This window comes from Pseudomonas fulva (assembly GCF_023517795.1).
GTDB classification, from domain to species: domain Bacteria; phylum Pseudomonadota; class Gammaproteobacteria; order Pseudomonadales; family Pseudomonadaceae; genus Aquipseudomonas; species Aquipseudomonas fulva_D.
Window position 1 is genome coordinate 3,896,547 of sequence record NZ_CP082928.1, and the last position, 16,951, is coordinate 3,913,497.

Below are 16,951 nucleotides of genomic sequence, written 5' to 3' on the forward strand. Positions count from 1 at the left end.
GGCTTTTTGTCTAAAACTCGTCTGAATTCTTTGGCATGTTCGGGGCGTGCGCGACGGCGTGTTTCCGGCCCCGGATATAGCGCTGGGTCATGCGACGGTCGGTGTGGCCACCCAGCTTCTGGGCGTCCTTTCCTTCACCATCCGCGTCGGTGAGCGATTTGGCACGCAGATCGTGGATGGTCACGTTGGCGATATTGGCCTGCTCCCGAGCCCTGGCGAATGCGTCTTTAACGGTGGCATATGATACCGGCTTGCCGCCACCGCGGGTGCAGAACAGGGTGAGTCCTCGAACCTTGCGAGGCAGGGCCTTTGCTCGGTCTATTACCGCCTGGATGTCTGGCGTCATCATGACGATCAGCTTGGCGCCGGTCTTCTTCTGCGTGAATTCGATGCCCTCGGCGGAAATGTCTGCCAGGCGGATGGCGAGCACGTCGCTGATGCGCTGGCCGGTTAGGTAGGCGAGCTCGAAGATTATCCGCATGTACTCTGAGCACTGGGCCATCAGGGCGTGGAACTCTTCATCGGTGACATAGCGGTCGCGCTTCTTCTCGGCGTGCCGCCGGATCCCGGCGCACGGGTTGCTGTCGACCAGCTGCCACTCCAGCGCGTACTGGAACACGATGCGCAGAAACGAAAGGATGCGGTTGCACATGTTCGGCGTGCTGGCCAGGTTCACCTTGATGGCCGCGACGTGCTTGGGCATCACGTCGCGCGGCTCGAATTCGGCCAGGATGTCTTTGAGCCTTGCGCCCGCGATCTCGTACTGAGCCACACTGTTGGCTGCCAGGTTCCGGCAGTGATGCTCGAGCACATCGTCGATCAGCTTGGCCATGCCGCCCTGAGCTGGCGCCATCATGTGCTTGGCGTAGGCCAGCAGGGCCGCCTGGTAGTCGGTGTCCAGGCGGATCCACTTGCCCTTCTTCACCAGGTAGTAGGCACCGTGCTTCTGGTACATGCAGGCCGGCAGGTGCCGATCCTTCTTTCGCGGCCGCATGGCTGCTCCCTCCCTTCTAGCCCGTCAACCGCAGGCGCGGCTCTCTCTTCTGTTTGTTGCCCGATACGCTGAGGCGCGATAGTACGACCTCGCGCAGCACCTTGGGCACACCATCCCCGCCGACGACGTAACCGAACCCCTGTTCCTTCAGCCATTTTATCTGGGCGGAAGGGCGGGCGTAGCCGGTCAGCTCGGCCACTTCATCTTGCGATAGAAACATAGCGACCTCGATCCCGGCCGTGGCCGGAGTGGGGTTATTGTTCGATGCGTTTGAACTCGACGAGCCAGACCCAGGGGTTGGCGTGCCACGAGTCATCGCCGTTGATGGACGCCCATAGCCCGGCGAAACCGTGGATTACGGCCTCCTTGCATTCGTGCCGGCTGGGCGATGTTTCGAGGAACTGCCTGCACATGGCCGAATCACCGCCCTCGGCTTCGGCCTGGTCGCCGGTTATGTCCTGTAGGCGCTCGACGCGCACGTCGGTAACTTCGAGAAGGATGCGGCATGCGGCGCGAGGCATGTGGATGCTCGGCCTCCATTCGCCACGTTGGGAGTCGTACAGATTGATCCATGGGTCTGGCTCGCCCGCCGCCACGCTGATCTCACGCTCGCTGTCATCAGCCCGATAGCGCAACTCGTACTCGCTGCTGTAGCCGCCCTCTTCGGAATACCCCGCCAGCATCTCGACAGACCAAGTCTCACGCACCCACAGCCGGTCGCCTGGTTGACCATACGGGCAGGTCAAGCTGCATTCGCCGTCACTCCACCAGGCACCGAATACTTCCGGGCCGGCGTCCTGATTGCCTTGGCGGTCAGTGACCGTTGTGTTGAACCGCTCGACGGTAACGCTGGCGCCGTCGTGCGGCTGCACCTTCATCGCACGGCGCTTCACCGTCTTCCGGCCGTCGAGGATGGCGCGGACCATGGGGCCGCTGAACAGGATGGGTCTTTCCTTGATTGCTGACATAGCGACTCCTCAGGCTTGGGCAGCCAGGGCGGGCTGGGTGGTGTGGGTGGCTGGCCCGCGAAACTCGCCGGCTTCGGGCAGGAATTTGTGGTTTGTGAAGACGGGGATGCCGAGCTGTTTGGCGCGGGCGACTTCGGCGAGGGTGCCGGTGCTGTTCTGCCAGCCGGGCACCAGGACGACGGCGGCGCATTTCTCCATCAGCAGCATGGTGCCGGTCAGCCAGAAATCGTCGGGGTGGTCGAGCTGTTCTTCCATGTGGGCGGTGTTGAGGTGCGGGCACACGGGGAACCAGCCTTGTGCGGCGGCCTGGACGGCGACGGCCCGGGCGTTGGCGATGTTGCTGGTAATGGCTACCCGGTCCGGCCCGCGGTACGGGCCGGCGATGTAGATCAGGTGCTTGGTCATGACGAATCCTCACCGCCGGCGCGGCCGGCATTCTGGTTGTTGGCGTTGGGTCAGGGCTTGGCTGGTGGGGTGCAGCGCAGGCAGGGGCACTCGGCCACTTTGAGGCCGGTGCCTCGGCAGTAGGTGGGGCGGGTCATCCAGGAACCTCAGGAATAGCTGTACTTCAGGTACTTGCCTTTCGGCAGAGGTATCCAGATCTCGCCGCAGTAATCGTCGCCGGAAGGGCTGCCGCCGCTGCGCTGGTCGATGTAGATGTAGCGGAAGGCGGTGCCAGGCTCATCCTGCCGTTCACCGGCGTGCGTGTCTGTCAGCTCGAAGTCATAAACGGGACCGCCGTCGTAGTCGATGAACTGATTTATGCTGGCCAGCTTTCTTGGGCTCACCAGCATCGCGACTTCAGCCATGATCTTGCGGCGCTGATCGTCATGCATCTTGTAATGGTCCGCCATCGATGCTGCATAGCCCGCGTCGAGATGGCACATGCGGGCAATCATGGCTTCGGTCACGGCTGCTCTCCGTGCTGGCGGCGGTGGGCAGACTCAGGAACGCCGGCGTTATGCGCCTTGATCAGATCATGCGCCTGACTTTCAGGGATGCCGCTGGCAATGTGGCCTGATCGCTCGCCATGGATCGCTATCAGCGTATCCCTGTGATCACCGCAAGCGGCGAACCATCGTTCAGGATTCTGCTCACCGCTTACAGGGTGCGGGGCGGCGGCGAGCAGGTAACGCCAGAAAGCGTCCGAGTCATTGAAGGCACTGTGATCATCACATAGAAGATCAATTGCATTGAGAATTGCAGGTGCAGGCTCAACCGGCACCAGCTTCCACCCATCCGGCACCGCCACGCCCGCAGGCTGCTCGTGCTGGATCGAGACAATCTCCTTCAGCAGTGCCGAGCGATACTGCCCCAAGCTCTGGAAGGTGGCGGCGTGGCTGTCGTTACCGATAAGCTGGGCTAGTTGGTTCAGGTGTGGTGCGGGCATAGGTTCACCTCGCCGCGCTGGCGGCCATGGTTGGTGTGGGATACTGGGTGGGCTGCAGGCCTGCTGGCGCGTCTGGCAGGGTGGGCCGGTGGGTCTGTAGCAATTTGGTAAAACTTCGGGCGGCAGCCGGCGGGGAGCTGGCTACGCTTGGGGCAGGACCACTCACGAGAAGGAACTCGCTATGGCTAGCGCCGCTTCTGCATTCGCTGTTATCAACGAACCCATCACTTTCCAGAAAATCGCCCGCGATACGAGCGTCGCCCTCGACGTGATCGAGGCGTGGGTGACGCATGCCCGGTCCTATGAGGACGGGAGCGGTTATCTGGTGTTTTTCAAGGCCGACACCCCGGGCGAGGTGCGGCAGCTGATCCCGCGGCTGACGCCGACCAACCTGCTGATTGTGCTGGCGGCCTGACGGGCGCCGGTTACAGCAGCTCGTCCAGCGGGCCGCGGGGGCAGAGGCTCCACGGCACCTGGATCTTGTGTTCCGGCAGGCGGCAGTGCCAGGCCTGCTGGTACATCTGGCCATCTACGAACTCGACGCCCTCGATGGTGAAGGCGAGCACGGCGATGCTGTCGACGTGGGCGTCGTAGAGCTCTGGCAGTTCGGATACGCCTGGCCCGGTGTAGGCGTGGGCGACGGTGGCCTGGCGGCCCAGGGGCGTTTGCAGCGATTTGTTCATCTGCACGCACGCGCTGATGCGCGGTGCGCTGCTGAACGCCTTCTTGGGTTTGCGCTTGCCGCGCTCGAAGAGGGGGATCACTTCGTATTGCATGGCCGAACCGTGAATAACTGTATGGATGAACAGTATTCTAGGTTCGGCTCTGGCGGGGCGTCGAGGGCTGTTCGTCTGGAGCTCAGCGGGTGCCGGTCTTGAGGCCGTCTAGGTAGTTGACCTCGGCCTGCTGCCGTGGCTGCTCGCGCGCAGGCGGCTTGCCGGCGTTCACCTGGGCCTGCAGGGCGTCGAGCAGCAGCGACTGGCGGGCCTGGCCTTCGAGGTGGGCCTCGATGGCGCGGATGATTTCGGTGTTCATGCTGCTGTGGTTGTCGCCGGCCAGGTCTTCGATGGCTTTGCGCATGCCGTCGGGCAGGCGGACGACGAATTTGTCGGCGGTGCGTGAGTTGAATCCGGGGTTCGACATGGTGGCTTTCCTTAGGGTGATAGCTTACTGACACATTCTGTGGCATTCGTTCAGGCCAGGCGCTGAGCGGTATCACAGTTCGCGGTTACGCCGCCGCCTGCTGGCGCCAGGCGCCCACGGCCTGGTAGATGCGGTGGGCCTGTTCTTCGTCGAGGGACACGCTGTCGGGAATGGCTATCCAGGCGTGGCCGATTACGTGCTTGGGGTTGCAGCCGGCGATGAGGTCGGCGATGGGCTGTTCGAACAGGTCGGGCAGCCGGGTGATGATGTGGATGCCGTCGAGCTCGTACTCGACCGACTTGGCCCACTGCCGGCCGCCGTCCTGACAGATTGCGGACATGTACACCGTCCAGTGGTGGGCGATGTCGCAGAGGGCATCGGCCACGGGCTGCGTAGTGATCTTGCGGCAGGTCTTGTAGTGCAGCATGAGCTGCACCTCGGGCACGCTGGCGTCGACGATGCAGGCCCGGTGCACGCGCAGCAGGCTGCGCATGGCGCGCTCGACCCGGGCGCGGGGGTTGTTCGGCTTGCGTTTCATGGTGACTCCATCGGGCGGCTACTCCACCCAGCAGTGGGGCCAGATGCCTAGGGCGTAGGCCAGCGCTTCGTCGTGGTCGCATTTGGAGCCGACCATGGGGAAGCGCTTGCCGCAGGGCAGGCATACGAACCAGCAGGCTTTCATGGGGTGGTCACGCGGTGCGTGATCCATTCTGTTTCGTGCGGCGTCATCATCAGCGCCGAGTGCTGATGCGTGCCGTCGAGCAGCAGGTGCATGAGCTGGCGCGCACGTGCGGTTATCGCCTCGGGTTGGCTTGGGAAGCGCGGGTAGTTGATCAGGCCGACCACATAGCCGAGCTCTTCGCCGCCGGTGTAAATGAAGTTGGTTGCCTCGATGGTGACGCATAGACCTTCGCGCAGGCATTCCTGGCGGATGATCTGCTTGGCGACTTCGATTGGGCCGGAAAGGTAGATGCGCACCCAGTGCGTATCAGCGACAGTCGTATTCATCAGTGGTTTACCTCGTGGAGCTTGATGTCCGCCTCGGCGATCTCGCAGAAAAACGAGCACGACATCGACGGCTCGTCCTGCAGGCGTCCACCGTCTGGTGGGATTTCGGTCAGGGCGATTCGCTCACCGGTAGCCCGGTCTCGGAAGATGTAGGCAGAAGGGCCGATGTCCGCCTCGATCGACGCGCACTCGTTGAAATCTTCAGGCAGAACCTTGCGCATGTGATTCCAGTACCCCAGGCCGCCTTTGCAGCAGCCCTTGCAGTTCGCGTTTGGGAAGCCCAAGGCGTACATGCGCGGCAGTTCGATCCCGGCGCGCTGAACGATGGCGAAGCAGTCGTCCTTGGTCAGGCCAGCGTCAACCAATGGCGCTATGAGGTCGATGTTGTTGCGGTCTATGAAGTTGTCGTACCGGTCACGTTCGTCCGCCGTGTAACCAAGCACGATCACGTCGTCAGGCCGGCGCCATGCGTCAAGCACATCACGCTTCAGCGCCTTGCTGCACGGCGCGCCGCGCATGCCTTTTATGTAGCGCTTCCTGCGCCAGACCTCGCGAACCGATGCGCCGTACTTCTCGTCGCGAAGCACGATTACCTTCTGCCCGAACCACGTCTCGCAGTCCTCGAGAAAGCGGCGATTGTCTTCGTCCTCTTCAACGATGAAGCTGTTGATGATCACCACTTCATGGGTGGCCGAATACTGAGCCAGGGCGAGTTTGGTCGCGACCGCCGAGGCGGCGCCACATGAGAACTGGCAGACGATCCTGGGTTTGTTCATGGCGATTTCCTAGCAGGCGCCGGCCTCCATGGCTGGATGCGGCGTACTGGCGAAGTGGTGTTGGGTGGGCTATTACAGGTGACCGGCATGGTGCCGGATCACGGAGAGATGAGATGGCAACTACCAAGGCTAACGATGAGTACAAGCCCAAGTGCCCGAAGTGTGGAGGCATTAACTTCGCGGCAGTTCACGACCGCTATCTGCACAACGCGGACAAATCCATCGCGCTGATTGTTTGCGCAGATGAAAGTTGTGAGGTTGTAGTGGCAGCGCTCCCAAATGAGGCCGTGTGGGATAGCTGATCAGCCATCCCCCGGATCCCGCCGCAGCTCCCGCTCGCTCTCTTCGATAAAACGCCTCGCCACGTTTTCCGATATCTGGATTTCGTGGCGCGGCAGGGCGAGCGCGGCGGACGAACCTTCAGGGCCTAGGGCGTGGGCGTTGAGGATGAGGCGTTGCACGGCGTCGGCCTGTTCGGTGATGCCGTGCCAGGCCATCAGCTCGGCGAGTTTGGCGTGGATGCCGGGTCGCACTCGGTGGCGCAGCTATTTCTCGTCCCACTCTTTGCGCTTTTGGGCGGCCTTGGCGCTTCGGGCTTTTTGGGGTTGGGGCATTAGGCCTCCTGCTGCGCTTCGGCCTGGGCCTGCTGCAGCGAGCTGAGCTGTTCAGCGGAAAGCTCGACCGCTCGCTTGGCCGGGCTCCAGGAGAGCGGCGCCGATTTCTTGATCGCCTGGTTGAGCACCTCGAATGCAGCGATCAGCTCATCCGGCACCTCGCCATCTTCGGGAAGGTCATCAACGAAGTAATCGTTAGGGTCGAGCTGGCTGGGGTAATTCGGCTCGCAGTGCTGTAGGCGTAGCACGTCGATGCTGTATTCGCCGTCGCTCACCGCATCTAGAAGCTCATCCAGATCGCGGAAATAGCGGTCGCCATCGAAGTCGGTCACGTAACTGTTACCGTCCCATGCTTCACGCGGTAGTGCCGCCCATCGCTCGTCGTGCTTTTTCTTCTCGCAAGGCTGGCACCAACTGTTGCGCTTCATGATGGTGCCGCAGGTCTTGCAGGGCATGTGAGTGCAGCCGCAGTAGCGTGCCATGTGCTCGGCGTCGGCGCGGGATAATGGCCAGAAGGTTCCATCGGCTGACAGCCAGCCTTCGACGCTGGTCAGCTTGGCGGCTTGCGGGGAGTCGTAGTCGATGCGTGCAGGCTCTTGAGTGGTCATGGTTCACACCTCGTTGAGATTCATCTTCGGCCCGCGCCGGATGCGGTGGTCGCGCAGGCGGTCCATCACGGTTTTGGCGCTGAGGCCGGTGGCTTCGCACATCTCTTTGATGCTGGCGCCGTTGGGTGCCATGCGCTGGAGGGTGGCCAGGCGCTCGGCGGCTTTGCGCTTTTTGGCGGTGTCGGCCGTGTGGCGCTTGTGGTCGAGCTGGCGCAGGGCGCGGCTGGGTTTGGCCTTGGGCTTGCCGGGGCTGGTGATGACGAAGGGCAGCTGTTTGTTGCCGGCGGTGACGATGGGCAGGGTTGGCACGGGGCCGTGCTGGCGCTCGTATTCGGCCATGAGGGCAGCGAGCTCGGCGCTTTTGTCGGTGCGGGGCTGGAGGCTGGGTGCGTCGATCATGGTCAGGCCTCCAGGGGGTGGCCGCTTTCGAGGTGCTTGGCCAGTTGCTCGGCTTCAAGGTAGCTCTGGCGGAAGCCGAGGCAGCGGCCGGTGTCGGCGTCGAGGATTTGCACCATGGCACCCTTGATGAACAGTTGGGTGGCGCGCGGTTTGATGGCGACGCGCTGCTGGGTTTGCTTGCGGGCCTCGGCGCTGCGGCGCAGGAGGGCGGGGATGGCGTCGAGGCTGGCGCGGGCGCGCTGGAGTGCGTTCATGCTGGGCTCCTGGCGATGTGCAGGTTGAGTGCGGCGATGAGGATGCGGGCTTCGTGCATGGCGTCGTCGAGGGCGTGGTGTTTGAGGCCCACGAACTGGACGCTATGCGCGGCCTCGGGGTATAGGTCGGTGATGGTGCGCAGGTCGCGGTCGGTCTTGTCCGGCCAGGGGCGCGGGATGTGGGCGCGCTGGTAGGCGGTGCTGGCGATGACGTTGTCGAAGGTGGCGCCGTTGCCCCACACGTAGCGTTTGCCGTAGATCGCGTCGGGCCTGTCGATGAATTCCGACAGGCGTAGCAGTGCGCTGCTGATGACCAGGCGGTCGCCTTCGTGGTAGATCTCGCGCCGCGCTTCTTCGCTCTGCTTCAGCCACCACTCGATGGTGCCGGCGTCGGTTTCGCCGCCGAAGGCGATGGCGCTGTCTACGTCGACGCGGATGTAGAGGCCGTCACCGATGACGCCGTTCTCGATGCGCACGCAGCCGATGGTGGCGATAGCGGCATTGGGGCCTTTGCCGAGGGTTTCGAGGTCGAGCACGTAGTGGGTTGCGCGCAGGAGGGGGTGGAGGGATTCGATGGCTTGGGCGATGGGGGTTAGGGTCATGATTGTTCTCCCTGCTGTGCGCTCAGAGCAGCTTCTACTGAGTCAAAAACTGCCTGCAAATCGCTCAGATTGGTCAGCCCTGAAGGCTTAAACACTTTCTCGAATGTCAGTTCCCCGATCAGGTATTTATCAGCAGCGGCTGCGAGCAGCGCATTACACTCGCGCCACTTCGGAGATAGCTGACCGCATACGGAGCATGACGATCTTGGATATGGCTTGCCTTCAGCTGCCAGCCGCTGACGGCACCCTTCCGGAGCGGCCGCCCCCGCAGGCTGTACAGATGCGCGTTCATTCCACTCACGAACAGCAACGGCATAGCCTGGCTGTTCCTCGCCGTCATCTTCCTGGATGCCAACCGGGCCGCGCGCCATGCATGCCGAATGCTCGTCCACCATGCCCTGGCAAATGACCACCGACGAACTGTTATCAAGGCGCTCAACGAGAGCATCGCTTTTGCCGCAGAACGGGCACGGCAGGATTTGTTGATCACTCATGACGATCTCCTTGCTTCACGCCGCGAACGGCAGGTCTTCGGCCTTGCGGGCGATGCGCACCTGGTAGACGGTGCGCGGCGCGGTGGGGCGGCGGACGATTGGGGGTTGGGGGAGGTGGCCGGTGCCCAGCAGCAGGGCGAGGGCGAGCGGGGCGATGATTCCGCGCTTCCAGGCCTCGAGCACGGCGCCGTGGGCGGTGCGCTGGTTGCCGAGCTTGAGGCGGGCGTCGTCGAGGCGCTTGCTGACGGCGCATTCGCTGATGCCCATATCGCGGGCAATCTGCTTGAAGGGCTTGTCCTGCGCGACGCCGAGCAGCGCCTGCAGCTGGCGCAGCGGCAGCCCCGCATTCAGCCGGCCACGCCAGCCGGGTACGGTGATGGTGTTTTCCATGGTTCTTCCTTGGGTAACCGCATTGGCCCAGCCACCAGGCGCGGGTGACCAAACCCTGCGTGAATAGCGCAGGCCTGGGGGCTGGCCGATGCGGTTGCGGTGTGGATAGCGCGGCCATTTGGGCCGCGCGTTTCGCGGGTTGGATCAGTCGTAGATGCCGTAGCTGAAATCGTCATCGTCGCAGTCGACGACGATCTTGCTGGCGCCGTAGTAGAGGGCTGCAACGAGCTTGTCGAACTTCGAGCGGAACTTGATGACCTGGCCGATCTTGTCGCCATCAAGCCGAGCTGCGTAAACAGAGCCGATCTTGTTGCCGCGCTCGTCGCGCTCTGGTTCCCGGCGGTCGAAGGAGATGTGTATGGCGTTATCCAGGCTGTACTCGCTACGGCCACGGAAGCTGCCTTCATCTGGCTGCTTGTCGAAGTAAATGTGAAGGCCGCCGTAGTCCGAATTTTGGAAGCGGATATCCGGCGCTTCCCAGTGATTCTCAGCAGCGCTCTCTTTGTGCTCTTCGATAAACGCTTCCATCAGGTCGTTGAGGCTGATGAATTCAGGCATCTGATCCTTCTTCAGCACCTCGTCGATCGATTCCTGAGCGCGGCGCACCATGTCCGCTTCAACGCCGCTGTTTTCCCAGCGATCCTGCAGCGCCTTGGCGATCATGGCGTTGTAGCGGGTCAGTTCAAACACCGAACCCAGGTTGGCCGGCAGTGCGGCCTTGATGGCCTCCTCGACCTGCTTGCCCATATCGCCGTAACGACCAAAGCAGTTATCGATGACCTTGGTGAACATCACCTGAACGTGCTCGTCGATGATTTCTGCCGGTTTGCCGCTCTCTGCGAAGGCCGTTACGCGCTCGACCAGTAGCTGTTCCAGTGTCTGCTTGCTCATGTCCCGCTCCTTGCTGTTCGGTTGATTTCCCAGATGCCCCTGTCGCCAAGGGCATCGAGTGAAATCTGTCTTGCGCCGCTGCGCGCCCAGGTCATTCGCACGGTTGGGTCAGCACCTCGTTTGCAGCTCGGCCCCTCTGTTGGCTCTGCTGCAGTACGCCGGTCGCTGGTGCGCGCTGCGGTGTGTTGCTCACCTGACTTTCTGTCGCCCCACAGGTGATGGCCGGGGCTGCCTCGCCGGTTGCCCGGCTAGCTGTTCATGGCGCTGGTTGTTAAAGAGCGGTTCGAGGCGGTGTGCTGCTTCGATGGCTCAAATATCAACTACAGGTTGAGATATGTCAACTATCAGTTGATGTTTTTGATTGTGACGGTGCAGCCCTATAGCCTTGTGCCTTCACAAGGAGGGCTCCCAATGAAATGGATGTTCGTGCTGCTGGCGCTGCCTGCGGCTTCTGCGTTCGGTGATGTTTACAAGTGCCCCGATTCCAGTGGCCGTGTGACGTTTACGGATCAGCCTTGCGCCGGATCTAGCGGGCAGAGGATCGAAATTGCGCCGCTGGCGCCTGCCGCTTCTTCCCGCGCAGTGGAGCCCGCCAATGACGATGAAGCCCGCAAGTTCATTTACGTCGAACTGCCGGAAATAGAGCGCGAGGCGCGGGAGCTCATGCGCTCGAACGACCCAGCGCAGCAGGAGTTGGGCCGGCGCATGGCGTGGCAAGCGCAGCGCGCCCGCGAAGCACACGAGGAAGTTGAGGCGGCAAAAGCCGCGAGAGCCGAGACCAAAAGGAGGTACGAGGATGCGTATCGCAAGTTTGGCGGCTATTAGCCTGGCACTGCTTTGCTCAGGCGCTGAGGCGGACGTTTACAAATGCACCGATGCAGCGGGCCGCGTGTCTTTCTCGAAGGTGCCGTGTGGCGGCACGCTCGGTAACGAGGCCGACAAGGTCGAGATCAAGCCCAATAAGATCGGCGGCACACTGGGCGTATCCAAGGAGCAGCAGCGCATCTGGAAACAAGAGGAGCAGCGCAGGGCCGCAGAGGCGCCATCGCTTCCGGCCTATCGGCCACCAACCTACTGCAAGAGCTACAGCAGCACCGCCCTGCGTAGCATTGTTGTTGGCAGGGGCGTTGAGCCCGGGATGACGATGAGTGATGTACAGCGTTCGTGGGGGCCGCCGACGCGGGTGAATGGCTCGGCTGACCCCATCCAATGGGTGTACCGCTGGCGCTCGAGCGTGGCCTACGTGTATTTCATTGACCGCTGTGTATGGCAGATGGAAGGCAGTTATGGCGGGTAGGCGTCATTCACTCATCTGAAACATCGAGCCTTTGACTATCGCGCCAACGTACTGGATCGATTCCACCTGGTGCTCGTCGAGGATAACCGGCGCGTACTCGGCATTGATGCTTTCAAAGCGATACTGGCCATCCTTGAGATAGGCATACGCCTTGATCATGGATTGGCCCGCCACAGTCTTAACCAGCACCTCGTCGCCCGGGCCGAAGGCGTGATTCGGCTCGATCAGTACGAACTCGTTATGCTTGATGCGCGGCGCCATGCTGTGCCCGACCACCCGCAAGCCATAAGCGTTTTCGTCACGGCTGGTGACATTCAGAACGCCCTCACCATGGCCGGTCGGGTAGTCGAGCGCCTCGAAGTAACCCTCCACCCCAAGCATTGCCTTGCCGACCACTGGGACGCTCCTTGTCCTGACCTCGATGCGCTCGCCCTGGATATTGCTATCCATTGGCGTGGCTGATCCGTAGGTGTGCTGCTGCTCGCGCAGGACCCATGCTTCTTGCTGGCGCTTGGGCAGCACGCCGTACTCGAGCCATTCAGCCCGCACGCCTAGCCATTTTGCGAGCGTCAGCATGTTGTCTTTCTTGGGCATCGACTCACCGCGCAGCCATTTGCTAGTGGCTTGGGTGGTAGTTACGAGCCCGACCCCTTCGAGACCCTTCTTCAAGTCGATGTTTCGCCCGTGCGACTCCCGCGTTAAGTCGGGGTGGTCATTCAGGGCCTCATTGAGGCGCGCGGCGAACTGTTCGCGGATGTTTTCGATATCAACCATAGGTTGATGGTGACACGTCAGTTGATAAACAGTCATTTGATGTTAAGATCAACCGCAAGTTGATATTGAGGGCGTTGTTATGAGTGCCATTGCTGATGCGGTTACGGCTGCCGGCGGCCCAGTGAGTGCTGCGAAAGCCTGCGGCATCAGCCGGCAGGCGGTTGATAAGTGGCTTGCCAATGAGTGCTTGCCGCGCACCGATTACACCGGTGAGACGAACTACGCCCAGGTGCTGGCGCATGCGGCTGAGCAGCGTGGCGAGGGCTTCGCGGTGGAGTGGTTGCGCGATAACGCCAGGCCTAAGCCGCGGGCCGCCTGATCACGCTGCACATCCTACCCAGGCGTTGGCCGGTACGGCAGGCGGGTGAGGGGGATGGGTTTTTATCCAGTGCCCGAATCGCGGGCAATAAAAAGCCCGGTGGCTAGACCGGGCTCCATGTAACGCAACATCAAGAGGCCTGATTATGGGCATTTCCCCTTTCAACCGCAACTCAGGACGTGGCGCGCCACGTTTTGGTGTGGCGTGTTTCGTGGCGCGTGGTGTTAGCCATGGCCGGTGACTGGATCAAGTTCGAGCTGGCGACGCTCGACAAGCCCGAGGTGTGCCAGATCGCCGACCTGGCAAACATCGACCTGGATGCGGTGGTGGGCAAGCTGCTGCGCGTTTGGGGTTGGTTCGATCAGCAGACCGAACTGGGTAACGCTCCGAGCGTTACCAAAAAGTTACTGGATCGTTTGGTTGGCGTTAGCGGCTTCTGCGATCACATGGTTTCGGTCGGTTGGCTGATCGAGGCGGAAGGGGTGATCAGCATCCCGAATTTCGACCGCCACAACGGCAAGACCGCCAAGAATCGCTCGCTCACGGCTCTGCGTGTGGCCAGCCACAAGAAAGGTAACGGCAAAGGTAACGCTGCGAGCGTTACCCAGCCGTTAGCAGATGCGTTACCTAGAGAAGAGAAGAGAAGAGTTAAAAGCAATACCCCCTTACCCCCTAATGCGCCGAAGCCCAAACCGGCGAAGTTCGACCCGCTGAAGGCCTGCCCGGCGAACGTGACGCCAGCGGTGTGGGCGCAGTGGGTGGCCTGCCGCAAGGAGCAGGGTAAGCCGCTTAAGGAAACCACCTGCACGGCCCAGGCTGAGCAGCTGGCTGGCCACCCGAACCCTGACGAGGTGATTCGCCGCTCGATCGCCGGCGGCTGGCAGGGCCTGTTCCCGGACAAGGTGACCAGTGCGAGCGTGCACCAGCACCCGGCCAGCAAGCACACCAATTTCGATGATCTCGACTACACCGCTGGCACTCGCCAGCTGGAGGACGGCAGCCGTGCGTTCTGACAAACCTGTGAACCTCGATATCGCGCCGCTCGAGCGTACCCTGGGCGTGGTGGCGAAGGAGCTGGCGCGCTGTGACAAACCTGGCCACGGGGCGTACGCCTCGATCACCAGCAGCAAGTCGTCGGTTCCGAGCGGTTGCCCGGTGTGTGCCGAGGAGGCGCGCCGTGTGGCCGACGAAGCGGAGCAGGGCGAGCAGAGGGCCCGGGCGGTGCGTGAGCGGATGGAGCGCCGGCTGGGCGAGGCGATGATCCCCAAGCGCTTCCAGGGCAAACGGTTCGATGCGTACCGCGCGGAGACGCCTGAGCAGCAGCAGGCGCTGCGCATCTGCGAGGCGTATGCGCGAGACTTTCCGCAGAACTACGAGGCCGGGCGCTGCCTGCTGCTGCTGGGCACGGTGGGCACGGGCAAGACGCACCTGGCGAACGCCATCCTGCACGAGGTGGTGACGCGCCACGGGATGCTGGGCGTGTACCGCACGGTTACGGGGATTCTGCAGTACGTGAAGGGCAGTTACGACCACGCCGCCACGTACAGCGAGGCCGAGGCCTTCCAGGCGCTGGTGGCGCCGCACCTGCTGGTGATCGACGAGGCCGGCGCGACGAAGGCGACGGAGTTCGAGCTGGCCACGCTGTTCACGGTGATCAACGGCCGGTACGAGCAGCAGAAGCCGACGGTGGTGATTTCCAACCTGGAACTGGACGGCCTGCACCGCGCCATCGGTGACCGCTGCGTGGACCGCCTGCGCGAGGGTGGCGGCCGCATGGTGCCGTTCAAGTGGCAGAGCGCCCGCCGGGGTGTGGCATGACCGGCGCGCAGGCCCAGGCCCTGCAGCAGTTGCTGCTGGTGGGCTTTCGGGTGGAGCAGATGGGTAAGCGGGTGATCAGGGTGCAGCGCGGGAACGATTACCGGCTGGTGCTGCAGGACGGTGGGTTGAAGCGGGCGATGGGGGCTAGGCGATGAATTTTTTCGAACTTATTGGAGGTGTTGAGGTGGCTCAATTGAATTGCGATTGCAACTGGAATCCAGATCGTCATGCGGACAGCTGCCCTGCGCGCCACCACGAGTATTTGTCCTCATTGGCCAGCAAGTGCCAGGCCGTAGCGAGCTGCTTGAGTTACAGCGGTGGTGAGCATGAAGAGTCAGCTAAGCGCACCCTCAAAGATGCGCAGCACGCACTAGACAGTGAGTCTGTCCGCGTGAGCAATACCAGTGATGGCGTGCTGATAAGGAACGCGCTCGGCAAAGCCCGGCACATGACCTTTCGCGAAAGGATTGCATTCTGGATGCTTCGCGGTAAGACGGAAATCCGCCCGTGAGCCTCCTGCGCATCCGCATCGTCCCAAACCGCCAGCACTGCTACCGCACGCCTGACGGCTACGTGCTGTTCAGCTGCCGCTACCAGCATGCCCGCGTTGCGGTGATCCGCCCGGGCGAGGGCGTGCCGTTCGTGTACTGCCTAACCGCCTTCGGCGCAACCGATGCCATCGAGGCGGATCGTGCCGCCAGGGCGGTGCGCTGATGACCAGCCCAACGATCGAAGATCTGCTGGCGCTTGCTGAGGCTTGCCAGGATTTAGAGGGTAGCAGGCAAGTGCGCCCATGGCGTGACGGAAGTCCTGACAGGTTTCGCGACACCGTGGTGTACATGTTCGGCGACGACATCGAGATGGCCAAGGCCTTGATTGGCCAGATCCACGCGCTGCAGGCGCAGATCCGCGCTATGCGCGCCGAGCAGGAGGCCAGCTGATGGCAAAGAAACCAGGCTTCCGCACCCTTGGCGACGTGGTCGAGTGGTGGCTGTCGCGCATCGAGGGCGATCGCACGCGCAGCGAGAAGTACCGGGCGAGCATGGCCTGCCTGATGCGCAAGCACGTGCTGCCGCGCGTGGGTAAGGTGGCGCTGCGCAAGGTGGACCGGGTGACGCTGGACGACCAGCTGGTGTTCCCGATGCACCAGGAGCTGGCGCCGCGCACGGTGCAGAAGGCGCTGCAGGGCCTGCGCCAGGCGTTCGCCATGGCCGAGACCCAGAAGCGCATGGACAGCAACCCGCTGGCCGGCACGACCTTTCGGGACTTCTACAAGGGCAAGCTGCGGCCGAAGCCGGCGGCGCTGTCGAGGGTCGACCTGGCCGAGCTGGTTCAGCACCTGGTGAGCGTGTTCAACGCCGACCCGGCAAAGGGCATGTTGCCGCTGATGATGCTGGCCCACGGCACTCGCATCGCCGAGACGCTGGCGGCGCGCTGGGGCCATGTGTCGCTGGATGAGCGGGTGTGGGTCATCCCGGAGGCGAACACGAAGAGCCGCCGCGAGCATGTGCTGCCGCTGACCACCCAGGTGCTGGGCCTGTTGCGCCGGTACCGCGCCGCGCTGCCGGATGCTCGCCTGAAGACGGCCTGGCTGTTCCCGGTGCGCGGTGGTGCTGGCATGGCGCTGACCAGCGGCCACGCGCTGATGCGTGAGGTAAGCGGCCGCCAGTGGACCAGTCACGACCTGCGCAAGCTGATGCGATCCAGCCTGGCGGACATTGGCGTCGATCACATGGTTGGTGAGCTGCTGATCAACCACGCCCTGGGCGTGACCACCGAGACCTACCTGACCCGCGACGCCATGGACCGCCGCCGCGAGGCACTGGAACGCTGGCATGCCCGCCTCGACGAGTGCGGCTTTGCCGATGCACACGGCCAAAAAGTGGCCGTTCCTGCACTTCTTAAAAATGACTGCAAGCCAGAAGCGGCGGGCGATAGCGCCGTTTCCGGTATTTCTACGTGGGGAGGGTGAAAAATGGCCTGTGATCGGTGTTTCTTGACCCAGGGCCGGGAAGGCGAGAAGGGCTCGTGGTGCACCACCTGCGGTGAAAAGCGCTTCGATGTAGACCAGCGGGTGTGTGGTGATTGCGCGCACTACAGCTCTCACGGGCGCATCGGTAACTGCCGACGTCATCTCATGGCTGTCAGTCCGACGATGAACGTCACCTTCAGCGTTGAGGAAGGCAGTTGCTGGGCTGCTGCGGAGACTCAG

33 protein-coding genes are annotated in these 16,951 nt (G+C 62.7%); 12 read left to right on the forward strand and 21 right to left on the reverse strand.

Features of this window, described 5'->3' with window-relative positions; all coding sequences use genetic code 11:
- Positions 1–10: 10 nt before the first annotated feature.
- The 6 genes from K8U54_RS17780 to K8U54_RS17805 all read right to left on the reverse strand — a co-directional run bounded on the left by K8U54_RS17780 (position 11) and on the right by K8U54_RS17805 (position 3,352).
- Positions 11–994, reverse strand: coding sequence for a tyrosine-type recombinase/integrase (locus K8U54_RS17780; RefSeq protein WP_249907056.1), 984 nt, complete (start codon positions 992–994; stop codon positions 11–13).
- Positions 995–1,010: 16 nt separating this feature from the next.
- Positions 1,011–1,214, reverse strand: coding sequence for a DUF4224 domain-containing protein (locus K8U54_RS17785; RefSeq protein ID WP_249907057.1), 204 nt, complete (start codon positions 1,212–1,214; stop codon positions 1,011–1,013).
- Positions 1,215–1,248: 34 nt separating this feature from the next.
- Positions 1,249–1,962, reverse strand: a complete 714-nt coding sequence (locus tag K8U54_RS17790; RefSeq protein WP_249907058.1) for a hypothetical protein — start codon at positions 1,960–1,962, stop codon at positions 1,249–1,251.
- A 9-nt stretch (positions 1,963–1,971) separates the two neighbouring features.
- Positions 1,972–2,367 carry a DUF1937 family protein gene (locus tag K8U54_RS17795; RefSeq protein WP_249907059.1) on the reverse strand — a complete coding sequence of 132 codons (396 nt, stop codon included), beginning with the start codon at positions 2,365–2,367 and terminating at the stop codon, positions 1,972–1,974.
- 146 nt (positions 2,368–2,513) lie between these two features.
- Positions 2,514–2,873 carry a hypothetical protein gene (locus K8U54_RS17800; protein WP_249907060.1) on the reverse strand — a complete coding sequence of 120 codons (360 nt, stop codon included), beginning with the start codon at positions 2,871–2,873 and terminating at the stop codon, positions 2,514–2,516.
- The gene (locus K8U54_RS17805) at positions 2,870–3,352 is read right to left on the reverse strand and encodes a hypothetical protein (protein WP_249907061.1); all 483 of its coding nucleotides are present in this window, start codon (positions 3,350–3,352) and stop codon (positions 2,870–2,872) included. The genes K8U54_RS17800 and K8U54_RS17805 overlap by 4 nt, the downstream gene beginning before the upstream one ends.
- A gap of 181 nt (positions 3,353–3,533) precedes the next feature.
- Here K8U54_RS17805 and K8U54_RS17810 point away from each other — a divergent pair, with 181 nt between their 5' ends.
- Entirely contained in the window at positions 3,534–3,767 is a 234-nt protein-coding gene (locus K8U54_RS17810) for a hypothetical protein (protein ID WP_249907062.1), read from the forward strand.
- 10 nt (positions 3,768–3,777) lie between these two features.
- On the opposite strand, the gene K8U54_RS17815 is transcribed toward K8U54_RS17810, so the two are convergent.
- The 6 genes from K8U54_RS17815 to K8U54_RS17835 form a co-directional block, all read right to left on the reverse strand.
- Positions 3,778–4,128, reverse strand: a complete 351-nt coding sequence (locus K8U54_RS17815; RefSeq protein WP_249907063.1) for a hypothetical protein — start codon at positions 4,126–4,128, stop codon at positions 3,778–3,780.
- A gap of 82 nt (positions 4,129–4,210) precedes the next feature.
- The gene (locus tag K8U54_RS17820; RefSeq protein WP_249907064.1) at positions 4,211–4,495 is read right to left on the reverse strand and encodes an Arc family DNA-binding protein; all 285 of its coding nucleotides are present in this window, start codon (positions 4,493–4,495) and stop codon (positions 4,211–4,213) included.
- An 85-nt stretch (positions 4,496–4,580) separates the two neighbouring features.
- Positions 4,581–5,033 carry a hypothetical protein gene (locus K8U54_RS17825; RefSeq protein ID WP_249907065.1) on the reverse strand — a complete coding sequence of 151 codons (453 nt, stop codon included), beginning with the start codon at positions 5,031–5,033 and terminating at the stop codon, positions 4,581–4,583.
- 18 nt (positions 5,034–5,051) lie between these two features.
- Positions 5,052–5,177: a hypothetical protein gene (locus tag K8U54_RS25210; protein WP_283939378.1), complete on the reverse strand. Its 126-nt coding sequence runs from the start codon at positions 5,175–5,177 to the stop codon at positions 5,052–5,054.
- Complete coding sequence (locus tag K8U54_RS17830) at positions 5,174–5,503, reverse strand: hypothetical protein (RefSeq protein WP_249907066.1); 330 nt, start codon at positions 5,501–5,503, stop codon at positions 5,174–5,176. The genes K8U54_RS25210 and K8U54_RS17830 overlap by 4 nt, the downstream gene beginning before the upstream one ends.
- Positions 5,503–6,279 (reverse strand): hypothetical protein, encoded by a 777-nt coding sequence (locus K8U54_RS17835; protein ID WP_249907067.1) that lies wholly within the window; start codon positions 6,277–6,279, stop codon positions 5,503–5,505. The genes K8U54_RS17830 and K8U54_RS17835 overlap by 1 nt, the downstream gene beginning before the upstream one ends.
- 113 nt (positions 6,280–6,392) lie before the next feature.
- Here K8U54_RS17835 and K8U54_RS17840 point away from each other — a divergent pair, with 113 nt between their 5' ends.
- Positions 6,393–6,581, forward strand: a complete 189-nt coding sequence (locus tag K8U54_RS17840) for a hypothetical protein (RefSeq protein WP_249907068.1) — start codon at positions 6,393–6,395, stop codon at positions 6,579–6,581.
- Here the strand turns inward: K8U54_RS17840 and K8U54_RS17845 are convergent, their stop codons facing one another.
- From K8U54_RS17845 to K8U54_RS17880, 8 genes are all read right to left on the reverse strand, one after another.
- Positions 6,582–6,812 carry a hypothetical protein gene (locus K8U54_RS17845; protein ID WP_249907069.1) on the reverse strand — a complete coding sequence of 77 codons (231 nt, stop codon included), beginning with the start codon at positions 6,810–6,812 and terminating at the stop codon, positions 6,582–6,584.
- Between the two features lie 80 nt (positions 6,813–6,892).
- Positions 6,893–7,501: a hypothetical protein gene (locus K8U54_RS17850; RefSeq protein WP_249907070.1), complete on the reverse strand. Its 609-nt coding sequence runs from the start codon at positions 7,499–7,501 to the stop codon at positions 6,893–6,895.
- 3 nt (positions 7,502–7,504) lie between these two features.
- Positions 7,505–7,900 carry a hypothetical protein gene (locus K8U54_RS17855; RefSeq protein ID WP_249907071.1) on the reverse strand — a complete coding sequence of 132 codons (396 nt, stop codon included), beginning with the start codon at positions 7,898–7,900 and terminating at the stop codon, positions 7,505–7,507.
- 2 nt (positions 7,901–7,902) lie between these two features.
- Positions 7,903–8,154, reverse strand: coding sequence for a hypothetical protein (locus K8U54_RS17860; protein WP_249907072.1), 252 nt, complete (start codon positions 8,152–8,154; stop codon positions 7,903–7,905).
- Complete coding sequence (locus tag K8U54_RS17865; protein ID WP_249907073.1) at positions 8,151–8,756, reverse strand: 3'-5' exonuclease; 606 nt, start codon at positions 8,754–8,756, stop codon at positions 8,151–8,153. The genes K8U54_RS17860 and K8U54_RS17865 overlap by 4 nt, the downstream gene beginning before the upstream one ends.
- Positions 8,753–9,250, reverse strand: a complete 498-nt coding sequence (locus tag K8U54_RS17870; protein WP_249907074.1) for a Lar family restriction alleviation protein — start codon at positions 9,248–9,250, stop codon at positions 8,753–8,755. The genes K8U54_RS17865 and K8U54_RS17870 overlap by 4 nt, the downstream gene beginning before the upstream one ends.
- Positions 9,251–9,265: 15 nt before the next feature.
- A complete protein-coding gene (locus K8U54_RS17875) occupies positions 9,266–9,640 on the reverse strand; it encodes a helix-turn-helix transcriptional regulator (protein ID WP_249907075.1) in 375 nt (124 codons plus the stop codon).
- A 144-nt stretch (positions 9,641–9,784) separates the two neighbouring features.
- On the reverse strand, positions 9,785–10,531 hold the full coding sequence (locus tag K8U54_RS17880) for a hypothetical protein (RefSeq protein ID WP_249907076.1): 747 nt from the start codon (positions 10,529–10,531) through the stop codon (positions 9,785–9,787).
- Between the two features lie 258 nt (positions 10,532–10,789).
- On the opposite strand from K8U54_RS17880, the gene K8U54_RS17885 reads away from it, so the two are divergent.
- Together K8U54_RS17885 and K8U54_RS17890 are read left to right on the forward strand one after the other, a co-directional pair.
- Entirely contained in the window at positions 10,790–11,356 is a 567-nt protein-coding gene (locus K8U54_RS17885; protein ID WP_249907077.1) for a DUF4124 domain-containing protein, read from the forward strand.
- A complete protein-coding gene (locus tag K8U54_RS17890) occupies positions 11,328–11,828 on the forward strand; it encodes a DUF4124 domain-containing protein (RefSeq protein ID WP_249907078.1) in 501 nt (166 codons plus the stop codon). The genes K8U54_RS17885 and K8U54_RS17890 overlap by 29 nt, the downstream gene beginning before the upstream one ends.
- A gap of 3 nt (positions 11,829–11,831) precedes the next feature.
- Here K8U54_RS17890 and K8U54_RS17895 read toward each other — a convergent pair whose 3' ends face one another.
- The gene (locus K8U54_RS17895; RefSeq protein ID WP_249907079.1) at positions 11,832–12,602 is read right to left on the reverse strand and encodes a S24 family peptidase; all 771 of its coding nucleotides are present in this window, start codon (positions 12,600–12,602) and stop codon (positions 11,832–11,834) included.
- Positions 12,603–12,681: 79 nt separating this feature from the next.
- On the opposite strand from K8U54_RS17895, the gene K8U54_RS17900 reads away from it, so the two are divergent.
- From K8U54_RS17900 to K8U54_RS17935, 8 genes are all read left to right on the forward strand, one after another.
- Positions 12,682–12,921 (forward strand): helix-turn-helix domain-containing protein, encoded by a 240-nt coding sequence (locus tag K8U54_RS17900; RefSeq protein WP_249907080.1) that lies wholly within the window; start codon positions 12,682–12,684, stop codon positions 12,919–12,921.
- 230 nt (positions 12,922–13,151) lie between these two features.
- The gene (locus K8U54_RS17905) at positions 13,152–13,934 is read left to right on the forward strand and encodes a helix-turn-helix domain-containing protein (RefSeq protein WP_249907081.1); all 783 of its coding nucleotides are present in this window, start codon (positions 13,152–13,154) and stop codon (positions 13,932–13,934) included.
- On the forward strand, positions 13,924–14,739 hold the full coding sequence (locus K8U54_RS17910) for an ATP-binding protein (RefSeq protein ID WP_249907082.1): 816 nt from the start codon (positions 13,924–13,926) through the stop codon (positions 14,737–14,739). Before K8U54_RS17905 ends, K8U54_RS17910 begins: the two co-directional genes overlap by 11 nt.
- Complete coding sequence (locus K8U54_RS17915) at positions 14,736–14,894, forward strand: hypothetical protein (protein ID WP_249907083.1); 159 nt, start codon at positions 14,736–14,738, stop codon at positions 14,892–14,894. Before K8U54_RS17910 ends, K8U54_RS17915 begins: the two co-directional genes overlap by 4 nt.
- A complete protein-coding gene (locus tag K8U54_RS17920; RefSeq protein WP_249907084.1) occupies positions 14,891–15,250 on the forward strand; it encodes a hypothetical protein in 360 nt (119 codons plus the stop codon). The genes K8U54_RS17915 and K8U54_RS17920 overlap by 4 nt, the downstream gene beginning before the upstream one ends.
- Positions 15,247–15,453: a hypothetical protein gene (locus K8U54_RS17925; protein ID WP_249907085.1), complete on the forward strand. Its 207-nt coding sequence runs from the start codon at positions 15,247–15,249 to the stop codon at positions 15,451–15,453. The genes K8U54_RS17920 and K8U54_RS17925 overlap by 4 nt, the downstream gene beginning before the upstream one ends.
- Positions 15,453–15,680, forward strand: a complete 228-nt coding sequence (locus tag K8U54_RS17930) for a hypothetical protein (protein WP_249907086.1) — start codon at positions 15,453–15,455, stop codon at positions 15,678–15,680. The genes K8U54_RS17925 and K8U54_RS17930 overlap by 1 nt, the downstream gene beginning before the upstream one ends.
- Positions 15,680–16,711, forward strand: coding sequence for a tyrosine-type recombinase/integrase (locus K8U54_RS17935; protein WP_249907087.1), 1,032 nt, complete (start codon positions 15,680–15,682; stop codon positions 16,709–16,711). The genes K8U54_RS17930 and K8U54_RS17935 overlap by 1 nt, the downstream gene beginning before the upstream one ends.
- The last annotated feature ends 240 nt before the right edge of the window (positions 16,712–16,951 follow it).